The organism is Flavobacterium sp. LAR06 (assembly GCF_041946075.1).
In the GTDB taxonomy this organism is placed as follows: Bacteria; Bacteroidota; Bacteroidia; order Flavobacteriales; family Flavobacteriaceae; genus Flavobacterium.
Window position 1 is genome coordinate 297,848 of sequence record NZ_JAUTYT010000001.1, and the last position, 20,857, is coordinate 318,704.

The 20,857-nt window shown below is 33.9% G+C and carries 20 protein-coding genes; 7 read left to right on the forward strand and 13 right to left on the reverse strand.

Annotated elements, in window-relative coordinates; translation table 11 throughout:
- Positions 1-38: 38 nt before the first annotated feature.
- The 9 genes from Q7C23_RS01310 to Q7C23_RS01350 form a co-directional block, all read right to left on the reverse strand.
- Positions 39-1,490 (reverse strand): DUF1254 domain-containing protein, encoded by a 1,452-nt coding sequence (locus Q7C23_RS01310; RefSeq protein WP_375030827.1) that lies wholly within the window; start codon positions 1,488-1,490, stop codon positions 39-41.
- A gap of 65 nt (positions 1,491-1,555) precedes the next feature.
- Positions 1,556-2,377 (reverse strand): hypothetical protein, encoded by an 822-nt coding sequence (locus tag Q7C23_RS01315; protein WP_375030828.1) that lies wholly within the window; start codon positions 2,375-2,377, stop codon positions 1,556-1,558.
- Between the two features lie 39 nt (positions 2,378-2,416).
- Positions 2,417-3,433: an HAD family hydrolase gene (locus tag Q7C23_RS01320; RefSeq protein WP_375030829.1), complete on the reverse strand. Its 1,017-nt coding sequence runs from the start codon at positions 3,431-3,433 to the stop codon at positions 2,417-2,419.
- 74 nt (positions 3,434-3,507) lie between these two features.
- A complete protein-coding gene (locus Q7C23_RS01325; protein WP_375030830.1) occupies positions 3,508-5,208 on the reverse strand; it encodes an arylsulfatase in 1,701 nt (566 codons plus the stop codon).
- A gap of 631 nt (positions 5,209-5,839) precedes the next feature.
- Complete coding sequence (gene pyk, locus Q7C23_RS01330; protein WP_375030831.1) at positions 5,840-7,270, reverse strand: pyruvate kinase; 1,431 nt, start codon at positions 7,268-7,270, stop codon at positions 5,840-5,842.
- Positions 7,271-7,275: 5 nt separating this feature from the next.
- Positions 7,276-7,764, reverse strand: a complete 489-nt coding sequence (locus Q7C23_RS01335; protein WP_072970137.1) for an IPExxxVDY family protein — start codon at positions 7,762-7,764, stop codon at positions 7,276-7,278.
- Positions 7,765-7,889: 125 nt separating this feature from the next.
- Positions 7,890-8,630, reverse strand: coding sequence for a ribonuclease III (gene rnc, locus Q7C23_RS01340; protein ID WP_375030832.1), 741 nt, complete (start codon positions 8,628-8,630; stop codon positions 7,890-7,892).
- A 9-nt stretch (positions 8,631-8,639) separates the two neighbouring features.
- Positions 8,640-9,893 carry a beta-ketoacyl-ACP synthase II gene (gene fabF, locus Q7C23_RS01345; RefSeq protein WP_072970135.1) on the reverse strand — a complete coding sequence of 418 codons (1,254 nt, stop codon included), beginning with the start codon at positions 9,891-9,893 and terminating at the stop codon, positions 8,640-8,642.
- Between the two features lie 238 nt (positions 9,894-10,131).
- Positions 10,132-10,368 (reverse strand): acyl carrier protein, encoded by a 237-nt coding sequence (locus Q7C23_RS01350; protein WP_007137004.1) that lies wholly within the window; start codon positions 10,366-10,368, stop codon positions 10,132-10,134.
- Positions 10,369-10,543: 175 nt separating this feature from the next.
- Between Q7C23_RS01350 and purN the strand changes: the two genes are divergently transcribed.
- Positions 10,544-11,128: a phosphoribosylglycinamide formyltransferase gene (purN, locus tag Q7C23_RS01355; protein ID WP_375030833.1), complete on the forward strand. Its 585-nt coding sequence runs from the start codon at positions 10,544-10,546 to the stop codon at positions 11,126-11,128.
- A gap of 171 nt (positions 11,129-11,299) precedes the next feature.
- A complete protein-coding gene (gene rnhA, locus Q7C23_RS01360; RefSeq protein WP_375031157.1) occupies positions 11,300-11,779 on the forward strand; it encodes a ribonuclease HI in 480 nt (159 codons plus the stop codon).
- A 66-nt stretch (positions 11,780-11,845) separates the two neighbouring features.
- Here the strand turns inward: rnhA and Q7C23_RS01365 are convergent, their stop codons facing one another.
- A complete protein-coding gene (locus Q7C23_RS01365; RefSeq protein ID WP_375030834.1) occupies positions 11,846-12,193 on the reverse strand; it encodes a DUF6249 domain-containing protein in 348 nt (115 codons plus the stop codon).
- A gap of 487 nt (positions 12,194-12,680) precedes the next feature.
- Between Q7C23_RS01365 and Q7C23_RS01370 the strand changes: the two genes are divergently transcribed.
- The 3 genes from Q7C23_RS01370 to Q7C23_RS01380 are packed head-to-tail and all read left to right on the forward strand — an operon-like array spanning position 12,681 to position 14,559.
- Complete coding sequence (locus tag Q7C23_RS01370; RefSeq protein WP_375030835.1) at positions 12,681-13,268, forward strand: RNA polymerase sigma factor; 588 nt, start codon at positions 12,681-12,683, stop codon at positions 13,266-13,268.
- On the forward strand, positions 13,252-13,647 hold the full coding sequence (locus Q7C23_RS01375; RefSeq protein WP_375030836.1) for a hypothetical protein: 396 nt from the start codon (positions 13,252-13,254) through the stop codon (positions 13,645-13,647). The genes Q7C23_RS01370 and Q7C23_RS01375 overlap by 17 nt, the downstream gene beginning before the upstream one ends.
- A gap of 9 nt (positions 13,648-13,656) precedes the next feature.
- Complete coding sequence (locus tag Q7C23_RS01380) at positions 13,657-14,559, forward strand: alpha/beta hydrolase family protein (RefSeq protein ID WP_375030837.1); 903 nt, start codon at positions 13,657-13,659, stop codon at positions 14,557-14,559.
- 230 nt (positions 14,560-14,789) lie between these two features.
- On the opposite strand, the gene Q7C23_RS01385 is transcribed toward Q7C23_RS01380, so the two are convergent.
- On the reverse strand, positions 14,790-15,368 hold the full coding sequence (locus Q7C23_RS01385) for a hypothetical protein (protein ID WP_375030838.1): 579 nt from the start codon (positions 15,366-15,368) through the stop codon (positions 14,790-14,792).
- Positions 15,369-15,614: 246 nt separating this feature from the next.
- Here Q7C23_RS01385 and Q7C23_RS01390 point away from each other — a divergent pair, with 246 nt between their 5' ends.
- Both Q7C23_RS01390 and Q7C23_RS01395 read left to right on the forward strand, forming a co-directional pair.
- Positions 15,615-16,538, forward strand: a complete 924-nt coding sequence (locus Q7C23_RS01390; protein WP_375030839.1) for a PfkB family carbohydrate kinase — start codon at positions 15,615-15,617, stop codon at positions 16,536-16,538.
- An 81-nt stretch (positions 16,539-16,619) separates the two neighbouring features.
- On the forward strand, positions 16,620-18,518 hold the full coding sequence (locus tag Q7C23_RS01395) for an amidophosphoribosyltransferase (protein WP_375030840.1): 1,899 nt from the start codon (positions 16,620-16,622) through the stop codon (positions 18,516-18,518).
- An 827-nt stretch (positions 18,519-19,345) separates the two neighbouring features.
- Here Q7C23_RS01395 and Q7C23_RS01400 read toward each other — a convergent pair.
- Both Q7C23_RS01400 and pth read right to left on the reverse strand, forming a co-directional pair.
- Positions 19,346-19,957, reverse strand: a complete 612-nt coding sequence (locus tag Q7C23_RS01400; RefSeq protein ID WP_072970126.1) for a superoxide dismutase — start codon at positions 19,955-19,957, stop codon at positions 19,346-19,348.
- Positions 19,958-20,095: 138 nt separating this feature from the next.
- Positions 20,096-20,770 carry an aminoacyl-tRNA hydrolase gene (gene pth / locus Q7C23_RS01405; protein WP_375030841.1) on the reverse strand — a complete coding sequence of 225 codons (675 nt, stop codon included), beginning with the start codon at positions 20,768-20,770 and terminating at the stop codon, positions 20,096-20,098.
- Positions 20,771-20,857: the final 87 nt, after the last annotated feature.

The window sequence follows — 20,857 nt, forward strand, 5'->3', positions numbered from 1 at the left end:
AATGCTGAAATTTAAATTTCCTGAATTCCGGTTTGTATTTATTTCACCTCTTCAACATCTCCCATCTTCCATGTCTTATCAAAAAATCCTTTTTCCGGTCCATAAAAACGACCCAGCAATTCGAATTTTCTTTTCGAATCAGTCGGAACCCAATTTGATTCTTTTCCTGCGGGAGCAGTAGCACCAAAATAAATATCCACAGAACCGTCTGCGTTTTTTTGAAGTCCTGGACTTGTAGAAGCACGACTTGAGTATTTCGTCCCCAAAATCAAGGCATGTGTCTCACGGTCATAAGCTGTAAAAGACCAATATAATTTTACGGGAACTTTAGCAGGCAAATGAAGCTTATACAATTTTGAACCATCAAAAGACTGATCGTTATCGTCTTTAATAGACATGAGATAAAACTGCCCGGTTCCTAATTTTTTAGCACTGAAATAAGCCATAGAATAACTTATCGCCCTTTCGTCAACAGGATAAAGATTAGGAGCGAGATAATTTGACATGATGGCTTTGACTACATCCGGAGATGCTGGCAGAGCCCAATTTGTACCATCATAAAAAGGAGGTGTAAATATCTTTTCATATTTTTTATCAATCCAGTTGTGCGCATCTTTAATTGCTGCACTTAAGATTTCCTGTCTTCTCGCATCTGCCTGAAAAGTTTTTCCTTTTTCTATTCCGATAGATTTTAACTGATCTATCATAAGCAAATCTCTTGTTAGCCAAGGTTCTCTTTGTACAAACTGATTTAAGACTTCAAAGAAATGTACACTGTATGGAATTGTATTGCTAAAATCAACATTGATCAAATCTACAAATATTGTTGCTGGTGGATTATCGGCTTCAGAAAGCGGATAAATTTTTACTTTTTTTCCGTACTCAACTGCTCTTTTTATATCGTTAGGACTTCCGTCTGTTAAATTCGATCGAAGTATCGCAAAACCTGTGTAAGTAGAAGATTGAAGCGGAATATAACCTATCGGTGGAATATCTTTATAATTGGGTGGTAAAATAAGGTACCTCCCACCTTTACCTTTATCTAGTCCCGCAGGGCCAATATCTTCAATAGCGGTTTGCCAGCCATCATCTACGCTACCGGTTAAAGACGAAACTCCTTCTACGGCCGGAATTTCTAAAACCACCGGTCCTTGTCTGGTGTCGTATAGCGGATTGATATAAATTACATCCGGGTTTGGAGTCAGCGTCTGGTTTTTGGAACTGATTAATCCTGACCAATAAACAATCTGATTATAATCTCCCTTTGCTTTTAAAAGACTTTCATGCAGCAATTCTGCATTAACGGCAGGCATTCCCCAAATCACCGCTTCGATTGCCCGATTGTAAACTATTTGCTCTTCAAAATCAGCAGGTTTAAAAGTTGCTGTTCCTGTAGTATCAGCAACAACTGTGGTTTCATTTGTTTTTGTCGATTTAGTACAGGATACTAAAAAGCAAACTGTTACAAGTGCTAAAATTTTTGATTTCATGTCTTTTAGTTTTTGTTCTTAAAATGGATAGAGCAACAATTATAAATTTTAGATCAATGAAGAATTTACTGCGGAAAAATAAAAGCCACGACAGCTCTCAATCCCCAATCTGGTCTGATAGCTGAATGGCCTACAATTGGTATTAAAGGCATAACAGCGAATTGCATGGTTTGCCCTCCTAATTTTGTAATGGCTCCAACATTCGGGCTAACCGTAATCAGGGTTGTATTTCCTTGCCAGTTTTGCGTTATTTCTGAAGTAATACCTAAACTTGCCCCACTTTTATAACTATGCGTCAGGAAGATTTGAGTATAAAATTGATTGAAATCAGCACGGTCTGCATTACCTGCCACGGACCATATTTGATTGGCTAAAAAACCTATAGAAAGTCCTTTTCCCTGATGCATAACGAGGACGCTCGGTCCAATACCAAATTTTTCTGTTCCTAAAAATTTTTCGGTAGCAGTTGGAACCAAAAAAGCGGGACCAACTCCCAGAATAATTCCTTTAGTTTTAGGAGCAAAAAAGGCGGTTACCGTAGCATCACTTAAGCCAAACTCATGTGTGTTTTCACCAGTAACATCCTGTTGATCTACCACCGGAAGAATATAACGTGTAATTAAATTTAAGTTTTCACTTAGTTTAAAAGGAACGACTGGCTGTATGTTGATCTGATATTTTGATCCGTTGTATGGGCCAATCCCGTAAGTAAGATTATTTTGCAACGGCACACTAATTAAGCTCGCCACCGGATTTGCCATTTTATCTGCCAATTCCTGAGCACTTGCTCCGGCTTTTTCTTCTTGTGCAAATGCAGTAAAATTTAAAAGAAAAACAAATGCAATAAAAAAAGACTGAATTGAAATCGAATACCTTGGAAGTTTCATGATTTTTTTCTCTTAAAAGATTTTTACTCAACTTTAAAATTATTTTGTTGGAAATATAGTTTTCCAATCGTCCTTCATGCTAATTACATGATATTTGTATTTGGCAGCAGTATTTAACGAAAGATTGTCTTTTTCCTGATAATTGTACTCTCTAATTGAATCATTATGATTTACCAACATTTGAAAAGATGGATATCTGCTTCCTGAAGAATATCGTAACATAGCAAGATCACCGGCGCCGCCTTCGTTTCCGCAGACAAAAACAGGTCTTTGACCGATGTGTAATTGTATGCCAACAGGTTTTCCTTCTTTATCATCTAAGAGATCTAAAGCAGGTTCTCTTTTAATGGAATTTGTTGCATCGTCAAAGGTGTATTTGAAAGAAGTTCCCACAACTTGTTCTTTTGGTATTCCATAAAAATCAGCTGATATTGCCCGTACTAATTCAACCGTTCCACCCGTTACAATGAAAGTTTTAAAACCATTTGCGCGCAAATAATTTAAAAGCTCTAATTGTGGCTGGTATCTGATTTGTTTTAAGGGAACATTTTTACCAGGATATTGGGCACCAGCAAAAAACTCTTTTGTTGATGCTTCAAACTCATCTTCGGTCATACCGGTATGTGTGGCAGCAACCAATTCGATTAAAGCTTTATCTCCTCCTTTTTCAAAAAATGTTTTGTCTTTTTCTACAACAGCTTTAAAAGGTTGTCTTTGAGCTAAAGCAGGATTTGCTTCGACCATTTTCTTAACTCGGTAAAAAGCAAATAATTCCTGAACATAGGGTTTTTCAGCCCAAAGTGTTCCGTCATTATCAAACGTCGCAATTCTGCTTTCAACCGGAATAAAATCAGGACTTCCTTCTTTAGTCACTTTAGTTACATAAGCAATAATATTACTTTTGAGTGTTCCATCGTTCCAACTTGGTAAAGGATCACCGCTTGTTGCAACTGTCGTACTGTCCTTTGAATCAGTACCTGTTGTAAGAGTATCCGTTTTTTTACAAGAAACAAATAATAATAAAAACAGGGGCAATACGTATATTTTCTTATACATAATATTGATTTTTTAAGTTATCGAAAAGCTTGAGCCATTACTGACTCAAGCTTTATTATTTACTTATTACCTTTTTATTTTTTCTTTTTGGTTGATTTTGCATTTGCATCTTCAACACTTTCTTTCTTATCACCCGCCATCATGTTTTTTTCAATAAATGCTTTCGCTTTTATTTGCATCAATTTCTGATCAAGAATCGTCGTAGGGTTGAAACTTGGCGGTATTGAACGTGGAGGATATTTGTCGAATGTTTCAGCAAAAACAAAAACCTGTTCCATTACACCATACATGGCAGGAACGTGATTAAGATTCCAGTCCCAATACGTATTAGAAGTAATGTCTGCTCTTTCAAAAGGATCCTGCATAATGTTAAATATTTTTTGCAAACGAAGTTTGGTAAATGGTTCTGCCCAAACCTGCATTGTTCCTGGTGCACGTTGTTCAGCAAAAACATATTTATAATCTCCTTGTCGTAAAGCTACCAGCAATCCGTCATCATCAGAATAGAAAAATTTATCTCTTACACTTTTTCCGGTTCCACGTAACAATGCAGACTGATCAAATCCATCTAAATGAACGTTATAGTTTTTTCCATTAGCAGAATAACCTGATAATAATTTTTTTACTAAATCTGGCTCTCCTGCAATTGAAGCCAATGTTGGCATCCAGTCATTGTGAGACATCATTTCATTAGTAACTTGTCCTGGTTTAATTACGCCTGGCCAACGCACCAAACACGGTACACGGAACGCACCTTCCCAGTTTGTATTTTTCTCTGAACGGAATGGTGTCATAGCACCATCAGGCCATGTATTCATGTGAGGACCATTATCTGTAGAATAGATTACAATGGTATTATCAGCAATACCCAAATCGTCTAATGCTTTTAATATATCTCCAATTGTTAAATCATGCTCTATCATACCGTCGATATATTCACTGTCTCCGTGTGTATATTTTCCACGATGCTCTGCTCGTACGTGTGTGCGCAAATGCATACGTGTCGCGTTGAACCAGCAGAAAAATGGTTTTCCTGCTGCATTTTGTCTTTTGATAAAATCAATAGCTGCTGCAGATGTTTCATCGTCTATAGTTTCCATTCTTTTTTTAGTAAGAGGACCTGTATCTTCAATTCTTTGTTTTCCAATTTTTCCAAAACGGGCATCGGGAACACTGGTATCATCTGTATTTGTTGCCGTGCATTTTAATACTCCTCTAGGTCCGAACTTTTTCAAATATTCGGGATCCTTTGGGTAATCTGGCAATTCTGGCTCTTCTTCAGCATTTAAGTGATATAAATTTCCAAAGAATTCGTCAAAACCATTTACAGTTGGTAAACTCTCATTACGATCACCAACGTGATTTTTACCAAACTGACCTGTTGCATATCCTAAGTTTTTCATGATCCCACCAATAGAAGGATCTAATTGGCTCATACCCATTGGCGCTCCAGGGAAACCAACTTTAGTCAATCCGCTTCGAATACCGTGCTGACCTGTTAGCAACGCTGCACGACCGGCAGTACAACTTTGTTCGCCATAGTATTGTAAGAAACGTAAACCCTCATTTCCAATACGATCAATATTAGGAGTAGTATATCCCATTAGTCCATCACTATAAGCACTTATATTAGTGGTACCAATGTCATCTCCCCAAAGTATTAGAATATTGGGCTTTTTCGTGCTCTGAGCGTTCACCTGCATACTAGTGGAGCATACTAATGCTAAAAGCATTATTGCGTTTTTAAAAACACATTTTAGTCTAACTTGTTTCATGGTAGTAAAATTTGTTAATAGTTCTCTGTTATAAATGATATGCGTATAAAATATAAAAGCGTATTATTTCATTTTTTTCAATAAGAATATTTCTTCCTGTTTATGCACATGTTTCAAGTTTTAAATTCTTTATTCCGGGGCGGATTTGAAACATGTTTCTTGTTAACTTTTTTTTTAAGTTTCTCAAAATTAACTAATAAAAAAACGAACTATAGTAATTATGGGGGCTGACATTGTTTCATTTTATAAAATGAAACGTTAAAAAAGTTTTATTTTTCTTCATGTTTTTTCATTTTATAAAATGAACCATCTAAAAAACATGAAACTAGGTAGTTAGATTTTAAATTTAATTTTAGAAAAATGCGCTTTTTAGTATGAAATTCTTTTTTGGTAAGTCATTTTTGCAGCGTTTATTAAGAAATACAACATTTTCAGTTTGATAATCGACCTTTAAATGGTAAATGTTTTACTATTTTATGTTAATACGCTAAACACTTCTGTCTTAAAGTACAGAAAATATCTATTTTCAGAGATCCATTTGGCTGATAAATTAAACTATAAAAGGAGAAAATTTGGGCAAAAAAAAGCCGTCAAAAATTATTTGACGGCTTTGAATATTGGAAAGTTTAAACTATTCTATTTCAGAAACTCTCATGGTGTTCACCATTCCTTTTTCTTTAATTGGCATTGCTGCAAGGTTGATCAAATAATCTCCTTTGACAACATAACCTTTTTGTTTTGCGATTTCGTTAACATCAGTTACAGTATCATCTGTACTTTCGTCTTTATCGTAGAAGTATGATTTAACTCCCCATAATAAATTCAATTGTGTTAAGATTCTTTTGTTTGAAGTAAACACCAAAATATGAGAAGAGGGTCTCCAAGCCGAAATCTGGAAAGCGGTATAACCACTATTTGTTAAAGTACAAATGGCTTTTGCTTTGATTTCATTTGCCAATAAAGCTGCCTGGTGACAAACTGTTTTAGTAACAAAACGTTTTGTTTTAATTTGTGGTGTGTTTTGTGGAACCTGAATAAGCGGAGAATCCTCAACTGCCTCACAAATTTGAGTCATTTTTTGGATAACCTGTACCGGATAATTTCCTGTAGCTGTTTCTCCAGATAACATTACAGCATCAGCTCCATCCATTACAGAGTTTGCAACGTCATTTACTTCAGCTCTTGTTGGTGTCAAACTTGTAATCATTGTTTCCATCATTTGTGTAGCAACGATAACAGGAATTCTAGCCGTTTTAGCTCTGCGAATCAAGTCTTTTTGTACCAATGGCACTTCGTGTGCAGGAAGTTCAACTCCTAAATCTCCACGAGCCACCATAAGACCATCACAATAAGCAATAATTTTATCGATGTTTTCAAGAGCTTCCGGCATCTCAATTTTAGCAACGATTGGAATTTTATAATCAGAATGCTTAGCGATCAATTCTTGTAAGTCTTGTAAATCGCGTGGTGTTTTTACGAATGAAAGTGCGATCCAGTCTACTTTTTGCTCAATTGCAAAAATGGCATCAGCGATATCTTTTTCAGTTAAAGCCGGTAATGAAATTTTTGTGTTTGGAAGATTAACCCCTTTTTTAGATTTTAATTCTCCACCCTGAATTACCTTAGCGACAACTTCTGTTTTTTTATCAGTAGAAATAATTTCGAAAATAAGTTTTCCGTCATCAAGCAAAATACGCTCACCCGGATTAACATCATTTGGGAAATTTTGGTATTTCATGAATACTTTAGAAGCAGTTCCTAAAATATCTTCTGCAGTTGTAAAAGTAATTAGGTCACCATCATTTACTACAGTTCCTTCTTCCATTACACCAACTCTAAGTTTTGGTCCCTGCAAATCTCCAAGGATTGCAGTTGTATAACCAAACTCTTCGTTAAGGCCTCTAATAATATTAATTTTATCTTTTACTCCTTCGTAATCAGCATGCGAAAAATTGATTCTAAACACATTAACCCCTGCTTCGATCATATCCTTGATAATCTCTCTCGTACTACATGCAGGCCCTAGCGTAGCAACAATTTTGGTTTTCTTGTTTGTTAACATTTTTTTTAAAAAATTAGATTGTTTTTTGATTTTATTTTGTTGGTATCCACAGCATATATTGCTGCAATACTTTCTATTGAATTTAGTTGTTGCTGAATTTCTGAAAAATCGACAGCCTCATCGCTATTGTCTATTTTCAGGAAAAAATCTACCTTTTTGAATTCAGGAAGTAAATGAATTGTTGTCGAAACCTCACTTGTTTCGCTGGAAAACAAATTCTGGAAATCATTCGTACTCACAGAAATGATTTCATTTTTATTCTGAATCAAATTCCAGGAAATGGCTTTTTCAGAATCATAATAATAAAATCTGGAAAAATTTGCCTCGCCTTCCTTAGTCTGAGCATGGATCTCGTTTTTGCTCTTACTTAAGTTGATCGGAAGGTTTTTATTGATAAAATAGGCCAATCTATAATCTTCTAATGAAGTATGAATTGCCATTAAATAATAATCAATCTCGTCAAATTCGTCTAAATCCAATCTATGAATAGCCATATCATGAAAAATCAAGGTGTAAATATACTATTTCTAACGGAGCATCAATAGTTAAGATGTGGATGTTTTTGTTAATTTATAAACGAAAACGTTATAGCTTTAAGAAACTAGCGGTATTTTTGTAGTTATTTCTTATCTATTTTTTCCTGAAATGCAAAATAAGCTCTTTGTGATGCTTTTTCTTCTGCTTTCTTTTTTGAAGTTGCTCGCGCTCTTGCGATTACTTTATCGTCTATACTTAATTTGACACCGAACAGGCGTTGTCCGTCAATACCATTATCTTCAAAAATGTCATAATGAAAGACTCTCTTTTCTTTCTGACACCATTCAATAACCAAACTTTTATAACTAATTACTTTTCCTTCCAATCGTGCAATGTCGACATAAGGAGTAACTACTCTTTTTTGTATAAATTTTTCGCAAAAAGCATATCCTTTATCCAGATAAATAGCTCCAATAAGTGATTCGAAAATATTACCATGAATGTTTTCACCAAAGTGCTGAATAGGCACTTTACTTTCTACGAAACGAACTAAATTCAAGTCTTTGCCTAATTCATTCAAATGCTCACGACTTACAATTTTAGAACGCATTTTTGTCAAATAACCTTCGTCGCCATTAGGTGCTTTGTTAAATAAGTGTGCAGCAATTACAGCACTCAACATAGCATCTCCTAAAAACTCAAGTCGTTCGTAATTTATTGGATTTCCAGATTCATCAAGTTTGTTTGAAGACCGGTGCGTAAATGCTTTCTTATAAAAATTAATATTCGCTGGCGGAAAACCAAGTATTTTCTGAATAGTGTCAAAAAAAATCCCGTCTTCTAGAGAACGGGATTTAGAAAATATTTTTTTGATAATATTCATATACAGAAATTAGTCAACTAATTTTTTAAACAATACACAAGCATTGTGACCACCAAAACCAAAAGTGTTACTCATAGCAACATTTACTTCTCTTTTTTGTGGTTTGTTTAATGTAAGGTTTAATGCAGGATCAATCTTTTCATCCACAACTGTATGGTTAATCGTTGGAGGAACAAGACTATGTTGCATTGCCAAAATTGAAGCAATTGCTTCGATAGCTCCAGCAGCTCCAAGTAAGTGACCTGTCATTGATTTTGTTGAATTGATATTGATGTTTTTTGCATGATCACCAAAAACAGCACTAATCGCTTTTAATTCAGCTACATCCCCTAATGGAGTAGAAGTTCCGTGTGTATTGATATGATCAACATCTTCAGGATTCATTCCAGCATCTCTTAGTGTATTTTTCATTACTGCAATAACTCCAATTCCTTCCGGATGTGGTGCCGTTAAATGGTAAGCATCAGATGACATTCCGCCTCCACCAATTTCACAGTAAATTTTTGCGCCTCTTGCTTTAGCATGTTCGTAATCTTCAAGAACCAAAGCTCCTGCTCCTTCTCCTAAAACAAAACCATCTCTGGTTGCATCAAAAGGTCTTGAAGCCGTTTCCGGGCTTTCATTTCTTGTAGATAAAGCGTGCATAGAGTTAAAACCTCCCATACCGGCAATGGTAATAGCAGCTTCTGAACCACCTGATACGATAACATCACACATTCCTAAACGAATGTAGTTGAAAGCATCAATTAATGCATTTGCAGAAGATGCACATGCAGAAACCGTAGTATAATTTGGACCCATATAACCATTACGCATCGAAATGTGCGCAGGAGCAATATCGGCAATCATTTTAGGTATAAAAAACGGATTGAATTTTGGAGTTCCGTCACCTTTAGCATAATAAATTACTTCTTCCTGGAAAGTTTCCAAACCACCAATTCCTGCTCCCCAGATAACACCAACTCTTGTTTTATCGATATTATCATTTGTAAGTCCAGCATCTTTAATAGCTTCGTCACTGGCAGCAATAGCATATTGAGCAAATTTATCTAATCTACGAGATTCCTTGCGATCCATGTAGTCTTCAATATTGAAGTTTTTTACTTCGCAGGCAAATTTCGTTTTATGCTTCTCTGTATCATAGTATGTGATAGGAGCGGCTCCGCTAACCCCATTCACAAGTGCATTCCAATAATCCTGGATATTATTCCCGATAGGAGTAAGTGCACCTAATCCTGTTACAACAACTCGCCTTAATGCCATAAATATGTATTTTGTACTTTAAACAAATAAAACCCACGCTTTCTTAACAGTATTGTTACTTAAGAGCCATGGGCATTACAATATAAATATATCTTATTGATTGAAAATCAATCGAAATTTAAATTTTAAAAAAAATAATAACACCCGATCCTTAGAAATTACAAAAATCAAAAGTCAAATTCCAACTGGAATTTGGAATTTCAAAAATTGGTATTTTTAGAAACCGGGTGCAGTATTATTATTTTTTAGCTTCCTCGATATAAGAAATAGCTTGACCAACAGTAGCAATGTTTTCTGCTTGATCGTCTGGAATTTGAATATCAAATTCTTTTTCGAATTCCATAATAAGCTCAACAGTGTCTAATGAGTCAGCTCCTAAATCATTAGTGAAGCTTGCTTCTGTTACAACTTCGTTTTCGTCAACACCTAATTTGTCTACGATAATCGCTTTTACTCTTGATGCAATGTCTGACATAATCTTTAATTTTAGAATTTAATTTGTTGGCAAAAATAAAAAACTTTATTTTAAAACAACTATTTAGTTTATAAATGTGATACTAATTTATAAAATTAATTTCAAGAAAGCCCTTTTAATACTATTTATTTTCGATTTTTATTCCGTTTTTTGCATTCTCAAAATAAAGTCGATTATGAAAAAAATTATTGTTTTTGCCTCAGGATCAGGAACTAATGCAGAAAATATTATAAAATATTTTGCAAAAACTCAAATTGCAAATGTGGTTTCTGTTTTTACCAACAATGCTTCGGCAAAAGTCATCGAAAGAGCAAAAAATCATCAAATTCCAGTCGAAATCTTCTCAAAAAACGAACTTTTAGAGAGAAATATATTACAAAAAATACAAGAAATCGACCCGGATCTAATAGTTTTGGCTGGTTTTCTTTTGAAATTTCCAGAAAATATAATCGAGAAATATCCTAATAAAATTATAAACATCCATCCGGCGCTTTTACCTAATTATGGAGGCAAAGGAATGTATGGAATGCATATACACAGGGCTATAGTCAATAATAAGGAAAAAGAAACCGGAATTTCAATTCATTATGTAAATGAAAATTATGATGAAGGCGGCATTATTTTCCAGAAAAATGTGGCGCTAACTGAGGAAGACACACCAGAAACTGTAGCTGAAAAGATCCATGAACTGGAACAAAAGTATTTTCCGGAAATTATTCAGGCTGTTCTGGAAGACTCCACCAAAGAAAATTCTAACTAAAAAATTATTAAACCATATAAGTAAATATAATAGTAGGTGTAAATCTCACTTTATCTTAAAAGAAATATAAGAAACCTTATATAATCTTACATTACTATATATAACGAACAAAGTATAGACAAAGTTTAAATTGAACTTATATCACTTATATGGTGAAAAAAAAATAAAATGATTCAACACGAAGTACATATATATACAGATGGCGCTGCAAAAGGAAATCCCGGAAACGGCGGTTACGGTGTGGTAATGGAATTGGTTGGAACGCCTCATAAAAAAGAATTTTACGAAGGTTTTCGTCTGACTACTAATAATAGAATGGAACTTTTGGCTGTAATTGTTGGTTTGGAAAAACTAAAAAACCCAAACATGAAGGTTTTGGTTATTTCAGACTCTAAATATGTTGTCGATTCTGTTGAGAAAAAATGGGTTTTGGGATGGGAGAAAAAGAAATTCGTTGGAAGAAAAAATGCCGATCTATGGAAACGGTTTTTAATTGTTTACCGCAAACACCAAGTCAATTTTAAATGGATAAAAGGCCACAACAATCATCCTCAAAACGAGCGTTGTGATCAATTGGCCGTTATGGCATCAATGCAACCAAAGCTTTCTATTGATGAATATTACGAAACCATCGGTTCAAAAATGGAATAAAAAATAAAAACGCATCAGAAAAATATTCCTCGATGCGTTTTTTTTTAAAGTACTAACTTAAAAATCTTATTCCTCTTTATCCAGATCTTTTGCAGTTCTAAATCCAGCCAACAAGCCAATTCCCGCCATAATGAAAATGATAGAAGGAAAAACCGCCTCATCATTTAAAGAAGTATAAGTTGTAATTAATAAAGCGATAAAAATTCCAACCCCACTTCCTATTAATAAGAAAGCCAAATTCACAACAAAAACTTTCCAAGAAGAACTTTTTCCCGCTCCTTTAAAAAAGATACTGGCATCAACGCCTTTTTCTATAAGCGCCATACGCTCTCTGTTTCTGGTTGAGAAAAAAAGATAGACAATCCCGAAGATCATCAAAAACATGCTAATTGGTATTAAAATTTCTGGTCCCATAATAATTTTGTTTTATTTAATTGATTGATACTTCATAGGACGACAGGTTTTAAATTCAGGTTACAAGAAATTGAAAATAAATTCAAAATTTTAAATTCAAAATCCAAAAAGTCACTGATTATCAGTTAATTTTGATTTATAAAATTCCTTTTGAAAACAATAATGTTTGTCAAAACTTTAAAATACTAAAGTTTATTACATTCATTCTTGTCATCTCAACGAAGGAGACTCGAGCGCTAGCGACTGACGAAGCAGATCACATTAGAAGCTCCGTAAAGTAAATCGCCAATCGTTGTCGAGCTTCTTACGGAGATTCCTCGTTCGGAATGACAAAAATGCATTCAAAGTTTAAAACGATAAAGTTAGTGCCGACAATAGTATGTTTAATCGTGCACTTAAAGGTTGGAATTTGGATTTTTTTTATTGGAATTTCATTTTTTTTAAAATTTCTTGTAACCTAAACACAGAACGTGTCGTCCTATATAATATGAGTGTAATCAGTGATCAACATTATATCGATAAAATCCTACATGGCGAGACCAATGCGTTTGCCGTGCTGGTGGATCGTTATAAGGATATGATTTTTACTTTGGCACTAAAGATGGTTAAAAACCGGGAAGAAGCCGAAGAAGTTGCACAAGATACTTTTATTAAAATTTATAGTTCGCTGAACAAGTTTAAAGGCGATTCTAAATTTTCGACCTGGATTTATAAGATTGCTTATAACACCTGTTTAGATCGTTTGAAGAAAAACAAAAAAGAAGAGCTTAATATATCAATAGATGAATTTTCGGCACATTTAATTAAGACGATGGACAATGCTTTGAGTGCTTTGGAAGATAAAGAACGAAAGCAGACCATTCAGAATTGTTTGAATTTGTTGCCGAGTGATGAAAATTTCCTGCTAACTTTATTTTATTTTGAAGATCAGAGTTTAGAGGAAATCGGGAAGATTATGAATATTAATGCTAATAATGTCAAAGTAAAATTATTTAGAAGCCGACAGAAATTAGCTGTAATTTTGAAAAAGCAATTAGAACCAGAAATAGTAGCGTGTTATGAAAGAGAGCGATAAAAACATAGAAAATCTTATAGATAAAATGATGGCCGAAAACACTTTGGAAACGCCATCTTTTGACTTTACTTCGAATTTAATGTCACAAATTCTTGTTTCTGAAAAAGCAAAAATCAAACCTTACAAACCTTTAATTTCTATCTCAACGTGGATTTTTATCGGAATTGTCTTGGCTCTTTTAATTGTTTATAATGTGTTTTTTAACGGAACTCCGAACAATTTAGAAATAGGAAAATCGTATAGTGATAAAATTTCGGAAATCGTTTCTGGAATTCATATTTCTAAAACTTTAATGTACGCTATTTTAATAGTTTCTTTTATGATTTTAATTCAGGTTGGTGTTTTAAAAAATTATTTTGATAAGAAGTATCAACTGTAAAATTTAAAAATGAAAAATAAAACAGCCATTTTTAAACACATGCTAAGAGCAAAAAAAACAGGCATATATTATGCCTTAATGTTGCTGTTTTTTGTTACTAGTTATGCATCAGCAATCCCACCAAACTTTACTACAAAGGAAATAAAATTTGTTAGTGAAGGAATTTCACTCGCCGGAACTATTTTTACACCTAACAACGTACAGGCTGCCGTTGTGATTGTTCATGGATCCGGACAAGAAAAAAGAATGACAAACTTTGCTACAATCCTGGCCAACAATGGAATTGCAGTTTTAACCTATGATAAACGTGGAGTCGGAGAATCAGCCGGTGTATATGCAGGACCTGAAGTAGGAACTAACAATGTTGATTTCTCAAATCTAAATCTTTTGTCTTTAGATGCCAGTGCTGCTGTAAATACTTTATCCAAACATTTATCAAATGATCAAATACGCATAGGTTTAATAGGGGGCAGTCAAGCTGGATGGATAATTCCATTGACTGCAGAGAAAAATAAAAAAGTCAAATTTATGACCCTATTTAGTGGTGCTCTTATAACGGTTAAAGAACAATTGAGATTCCAATTTTATACAAATGGAGATATAAATTTTTGGAATACACACTCTGAGGAAGATACAAGAAAACATGTTTTCCATGACCCAGACAAATATGAGTTTATTGACACAAATCCCAATGATATTCTTTCTAAATTATCAATTCCAGGAATCTGGATTTTTGGAGGCAAAGACATTCAGGTTCCCGTTAAGCTATCAATCGAATATCTTGATATCTTAAAATCTAAAGGAAAAAATTATGACTATAAATTGTTTCCAAATTTAGGACACAATACAGCATTTTCAGACTCTGAAGAACCTATGAAAGATGCGATCAATTGGATTAAAAATATAAAATAAATTGAAGAATCATACGCAAGAAAATCTTCCTGTTTTAATCGGAAAAAGAAACACTTATTCTTTTAAAGAACTCAGAGCAATTTAGAAATAGGAAAATCCTACACTGATAAAATTTCGGCAATTGTTTTTGAAATTCATATTTCAAAAACTTTATTAGTTGTTCCTTTTATTGTTTTAGTTCGGAAGATTATTGAAGAAGTATTTTGATAAAAAGTATCAGTTGTAAATTATTATTTGAATGAATCTTCTCTTTTTCGAATATAATCGATTCCTAAATAGCAATCTGAACTTATGTCATAACCATTTTTAAATAAAATATAAACTATAGTTGAGTATTCGCCTTCTTTTACAATTTTCCGGTTTAGAGCTAATCTTTTTGCAACTGTTTCTTTCGAATACTTTTTCAAAAAGCTGTCAAAACCTAAATCCGCATATTCTTTTTCTGTATTTGAGTTTAGTTTAAAGCTTTCCAAATAAGTTGGCTTTTTCAACATTTTTTTATCTAAAACAAAATTCTGGTTTAAAACAGTATCTAAAAAGTCTTCATATGAATCAAATTTTGTAGAATAATAATCTTTATAAAAGAACAACAATTCCCTACTACTACTTAAAAGAATTTCGTTATCATTTATCCTAATATAAATATTTAAAAATGTAACAGGAGGTGGCGGTAATTTTACTACCCCATTATCCTGAATTTCTCCACGATCAGCCAAAACATTAATCATTTCTTTTGAAAAATTAGGTTTCTTCTTTTCACAGGAAATTAGAAAGCAAAACAATATTAATATGATTGAAATTTTCTTCATGAATATGATTTGATATTTACACAAATCTAATCAAAAACATTCAAAGCTTTTTTCGAAAATAAAACTTGCAATTTAAAACCAAAAAACATATTTTAAGCACTCCACAAAACAAAATATAATTCATTCATTTACAATATAATTAGACCCGAAATCGATATTGTTTTTTTAAGAAAATTTTGAGAACTTAAACCGTTGCAATATTGCAACTTATGAAGTATCTTTGCACCCTAATTCGAAATTCATAAAATGAATAAATTATTGATTGTTGGAACGGTTGCTTTCGACGCGATTGAAACTCCTTTCGGAAAAACAGATAAAATATTAGGTGGTGCTGCAACGTACATTGGTTTATCAGCATCCTTTTTTAACTTGCAATCGGCCATCGTTTCTGTAGTTGGCGACGATTTTCCTCAAGAACATTTAGATCTTTTAACTTCAAAAAATATTGATATCTCTGGTATCGAAATTGTAAAAGGTGGAAAAACTTTTTTCTGGAGCGGTTTATACCACAACGATTTAAACTCTAGAGATACTCTTGTAACTGAATTAAACGTTTTGGCAGATTTTCAGCCAAAAGTTCCTCAAAATTATAAAGACGCTGATGTTGTGATGTTAGGAAACTTACATCCGTTAGTACAAAGCAGTGTTTTAGATCAAATGGAGAAAAAACCAAAATTAGTAGTTTTAGACACTATGAACTTTTGGATGGACTGCGCTCTTCCAGAATTATTGGACGTAATTAAACGTGTAGACGTTATTACTATTAATGATGAAGAAGCAAGACAACTTTCAGGAGAATATTCATTAGTAAAAGCAGCAGCTAAAATCCAGGACATGGGACCAAAATATGTGGTGATCAAAAAAGGAGAACACGGAGCGCTTTTATTCCATAACAGAGAAGTATTCTTTGCACCAGCATTACCATTAGAAGAAGTTTTTGATCCAACAGGAGCTGGAGACACTTTCGCAGGTGGATTCTCAGGATTCATTGCACAAAGTGAAAACATCTCTTTTAACAATATGAAAAATGCCATTATTTACGGTTCTAATTTAGCTTCATTTTGTGTGGAGAAATTTGGAACCGAAAGGATGGAAACATTAAGCAAAGCAGAAGTAGCGATTCGATTACAGCAATTTAAGTCGTTAACTCAGTTTGACATAGAAATATAATGCCCGAAAGCCTCGATAACACGGGGCTTTTTTTATTACGTTAATACACACAACTTACAACAACACAAAATACAAAACACAATGAGCGACGCTTTAAAACACGAATGTGGTATAGCCTTAGTTAGACTTCTTAAACCGCTTGAATATTACAAAGAGAAATACGGAACTGCTTTTTACGGGATACAAAAAATGTATCTGATGATGGAGAAGCAGCACAACCGTGGTCAGGATGGTGCCGGATTTGCAAGCATTAAATTAGATGTTGAGCCAGGACAACGTTATATCAGCAGAGTTCGTTCGAATCACGCACAACCAATTCAGGATGTTTTCAAACAGATCAACGATCGTATCAATGAGGAATTGACTGCCCGTCCTGAAATTACTGACGATGTAGCTAAACTTAAATCAGAGATTCCCTATATTGGAGAATTGTTTTTAGGACATGTACGTTACGGAACTTTCGGAAAAAACAGCATTGAAAGTGTACACCCATTTTTACGTCAAAGTAACTGGATGCACCGTAATTTGATTTTGGCCGGTAACTTTAACATGACAAATGTTAAGGAGCTTTTCGAAAATTTAGTAGAACTTGGACAGCATCCAAAAGAAATGGCAGATACTGTTACGGTAATGGAGAAAATTGGTCACTTCTTAGACAAAGAAGTAATGCAATTGTACCAAGACTGCAAAGCTGAAGGTTATTCTAAAAGAGAAGCTTCTCCTGTGATCGCAGATCGTTTGGATATTGCAAAAATATTAGCCCGTTCAGCAAAAAATTTAGACGGAGGTTATGCAATGGCAGGTTTGCTAGGTCATGGTGACGCTTTTGTATTTAGAGATCCTGCCGGAATTCGTCCCGCTTATTATTATCAGGATGACGAAGTAGTTGTTGTTGCTTCTGAAAGACCCGTTATTCAAACTGTATTTAATGTACCTTTTGAAAGTGTTCAGGAAATTGATCCGGGAAATGCTTTGATTATCAAGAAAAGCGGAAAAGTTTCAATGCAACAAATTTTAGAACCGACTGTTAAGAAAGCATGTTCTTTTGAAAGAATTTATTTCTCAAGAGGAAGTGACGCTGAAATTTATCAGGAACGTAAAGATTTAGGAAAACTAATTTTACCTGCTGTTCTTAAATCAATTGATAGCGATACAGATAATACTGTTTTCTCTTATATCCCGAATACAGCCGAAACATCTTTTTACGGTTTAGTTGAAGCCGCTCAGGATTTCTTAAATCAGAGAAAGAACAATTATATCTTAGAAAACAGAAATACACTTACAGCCGAAACACTTCAGGAGTTATTGGCGGTAAAAATCCGTACGGAGAAAGTGGCTATTAAAGATGCTAAGCTTAGAACCTTTATTACAGAAGACAGCAGCCGTGATGATTTAGTGGCTCACGTTTACGACGTTACTTACGGCGTAATAAAACCAACTGACAATTTAGTTATTATTGACGACAGTATTGTTCGTGGTACAACTCTTAAAATGAGTATCATTAAAATGATGGATCGTTTGAAACCAAAACGTATTGTAATTGTTTCATCTGCACCACAAATTCGTTATCCTGACTGTTACGGAATTGATATGGCAAAGCTGGAAGGTCTTGTTGCTTTTAGAGCAGCTTTAGCTTTATTAAAAGAAAGAAATCTATATCATATCGTAGACGAAGTTTACGCTAAATGTAAAGCTCAGGAGAACTATTTAGATACTGATGTTGTCAATTATGTAACTGCAATCTACGATCAATTTACACCGGAAGAAATCTCAGATAAAATTGCAGAAATGTTAAGTTCACCTGAAATTAACGCTGAAGTAAAAATAATATTCCAAAAAGTAGAAGATTTACATATTGCATGTCCAAAAAATTTAGGAGACTGGTACTTTACAGGAGATTATCCTACCCCTGGAGGAAATCGTGTAGTGAACCGTGCTTTTATGAATTTCTACGAAGGAAAAGACGCAAGAGCGTACTAAAAGTATTAACAAAAGGTTAAAATGTGCATTTCATCGGTTTTTTTTGCCGTTCATCCTATATGTTTGGCAAAACCGAAATGCTAAATTACTTTTGGAAGACCATAACATTAGTAGGTTAAGTTTATGGTAGATTTGGGGCAAAAAGGGTGGAAGCAATTCCACCTTTTTTATTGGAATAAAGTGAAAACTAGTACTTTAAGGCTATTTTAACACACTTAATCGGATATATTTACCTTTCGTCTATAAAGTTTTTAAAATAAATACAACTACCATACATTTACTAAACCATAACATTAGTAGGTTAAGTTTATGGTAGATTTGGGGCAAAAAAGGTGGAAGAGATTCCACCTTTTTTATTTTTCTTCCAGAGTAAAGATTTTACGCGTAGCTCAAACTATATGACAACAAAGAGAAAAGAAGAAAGATTGTTGAACATACTTTTATAGACAACAACAAAGACGGACAGCCATCAGGCCATCCGTCTTTTTTATTTTCTCTATGTCTTTATTCTATATTCTTTATTCTATTCTCATTCCTCTTCTTACTTAATCGGATTTATTTGCCGTTCGTCTGAAAAATTTTCTATATAAATACAACTGCCATACATTTACTAAACCATAACATTAGTAGGTTAAGTTTATGGTAGATTTGGGGCAAAAAAGGCGGAAGAGATTCCGCCTTTTTTATTTTTATTTCTAGAGGAAAGAAAATAGAACAAAGAGTAAAGATTGTTGAACATAGTTTAAAACTATATAACAAAAAAAGACGGATAGCTTGTGCCATCCGTCTTTTTTCTTTACTCTTTATTCTATTATCTCTTAAAAAGACTATTTGTCTAAAGCATATCTTCTTGCAACTTCTGTCCAGTTGATTACACTGAAGAAAGCTTCGATATAATCTGGTCTTCTGTTTTGGTAGTTTAAGTAGTACGCATGCTCCCAAACGTCCATTCCTAAGATTGGAGTTCCACCGTTACCAGCAACTTCTGGCATTAATGGATTATCTTGATTTGGAGTACCTACAACTTCTAATTTACCTCCTTTTTGCACTGTTAACCAAGCCCATCCTGAACCAAATTGTGTAGCACCGGCTTTAGCAAATTTTGCTTTAAACTCTTCAAAAGTCCCAAAAGAAGACTCAATTGCAGCTAACAAATCACCTGTTGGTAATCCACCACCGTTTGGAGTCATTACAGTCCAGAATAAATTGTGGTTGTAGAAACCTCCACCATTGTTGCGAACTGCAGCGTTTGATTTATCTAAGTTGATTAAGATATTTTCGATTGTTTTTCCTTCCAAATCTGTTCCTGCAATAGCTGCATTAAGATTTGTAGTATATGCATTATGATGCTTAGTATGGTGAATCTCCATTGTGCGTGCATCAATATGTGGTTCTAATGCGTCATATGCATAAGGTAATTGTGGTAGTTCAAAAGCCATGATATTATGATTTTATGGTTTATAATAATTTATTCCAAATTTAAACATTTAACTTTGGAATAGAAAATACTATTTCGTTATTATTCAATTTAATTAATTGATAATCTGATTTTTTGAGACCTAAATACTTGTAAATCTTTATTTTCCATTAAAAGTAGTCATGGTATTTTCTAATCCGGCGGTTCCGAATGTCTTAATAATTTCTGAAGAGACTTCTAAACGTTCCGGCAACTTTGCTTTTTCTTCTTCATCCCAATCGCCTAAAACGTAGTCAACTTGTTGTCCTTTTTTGAACTGATCGCTAATACCAAATCTGAAACGGGTATACTGTTGCGTATTTAAAACAAGATTGATGTTTTTTAGTCCGTTATGACCGCCGTCGCTCCCTTTTGGTTTGATTCTGATAGTTCCGAATGACAAGTTTAAATCATCTGTAATAACCAGAATGTTCTCTAAAGGAATATTTTCTTTGTCCATCCAGTATTTTACGGCTTTACCGCTTAAATTCATGTAGGTGTTTGGCTTAAGCAGAAAAAAGGTTCTTCCTTTAAATTTATATTCGGCAAGTGCTCCCAACTTTACAGTTTCAAAAGAAAGGCTTTCTTTTTTGGCAAAAAAATCAAGGACTTTAAATCCGATGTTGTGTCTTGTATTTACGTATTCGGCACCGATATTACCTAGTCCTACGATTAAATATTTTTTACTCACGCTTTTTATATTGTTTTTTGGGTGTTCGTGAACCTCCGGTTTCATATTGTCTATGTTCTCTTCTTTTTGTGTTGATGAAAACAGTTTTGTCATCCATTTTATCATGATGCAAAAATAAACTTAATTAGGGAATATGGCAATTGGTTGATTAGATAATTTGATTTGTATTGTCCTTAACCGCAAAGTTCGCAA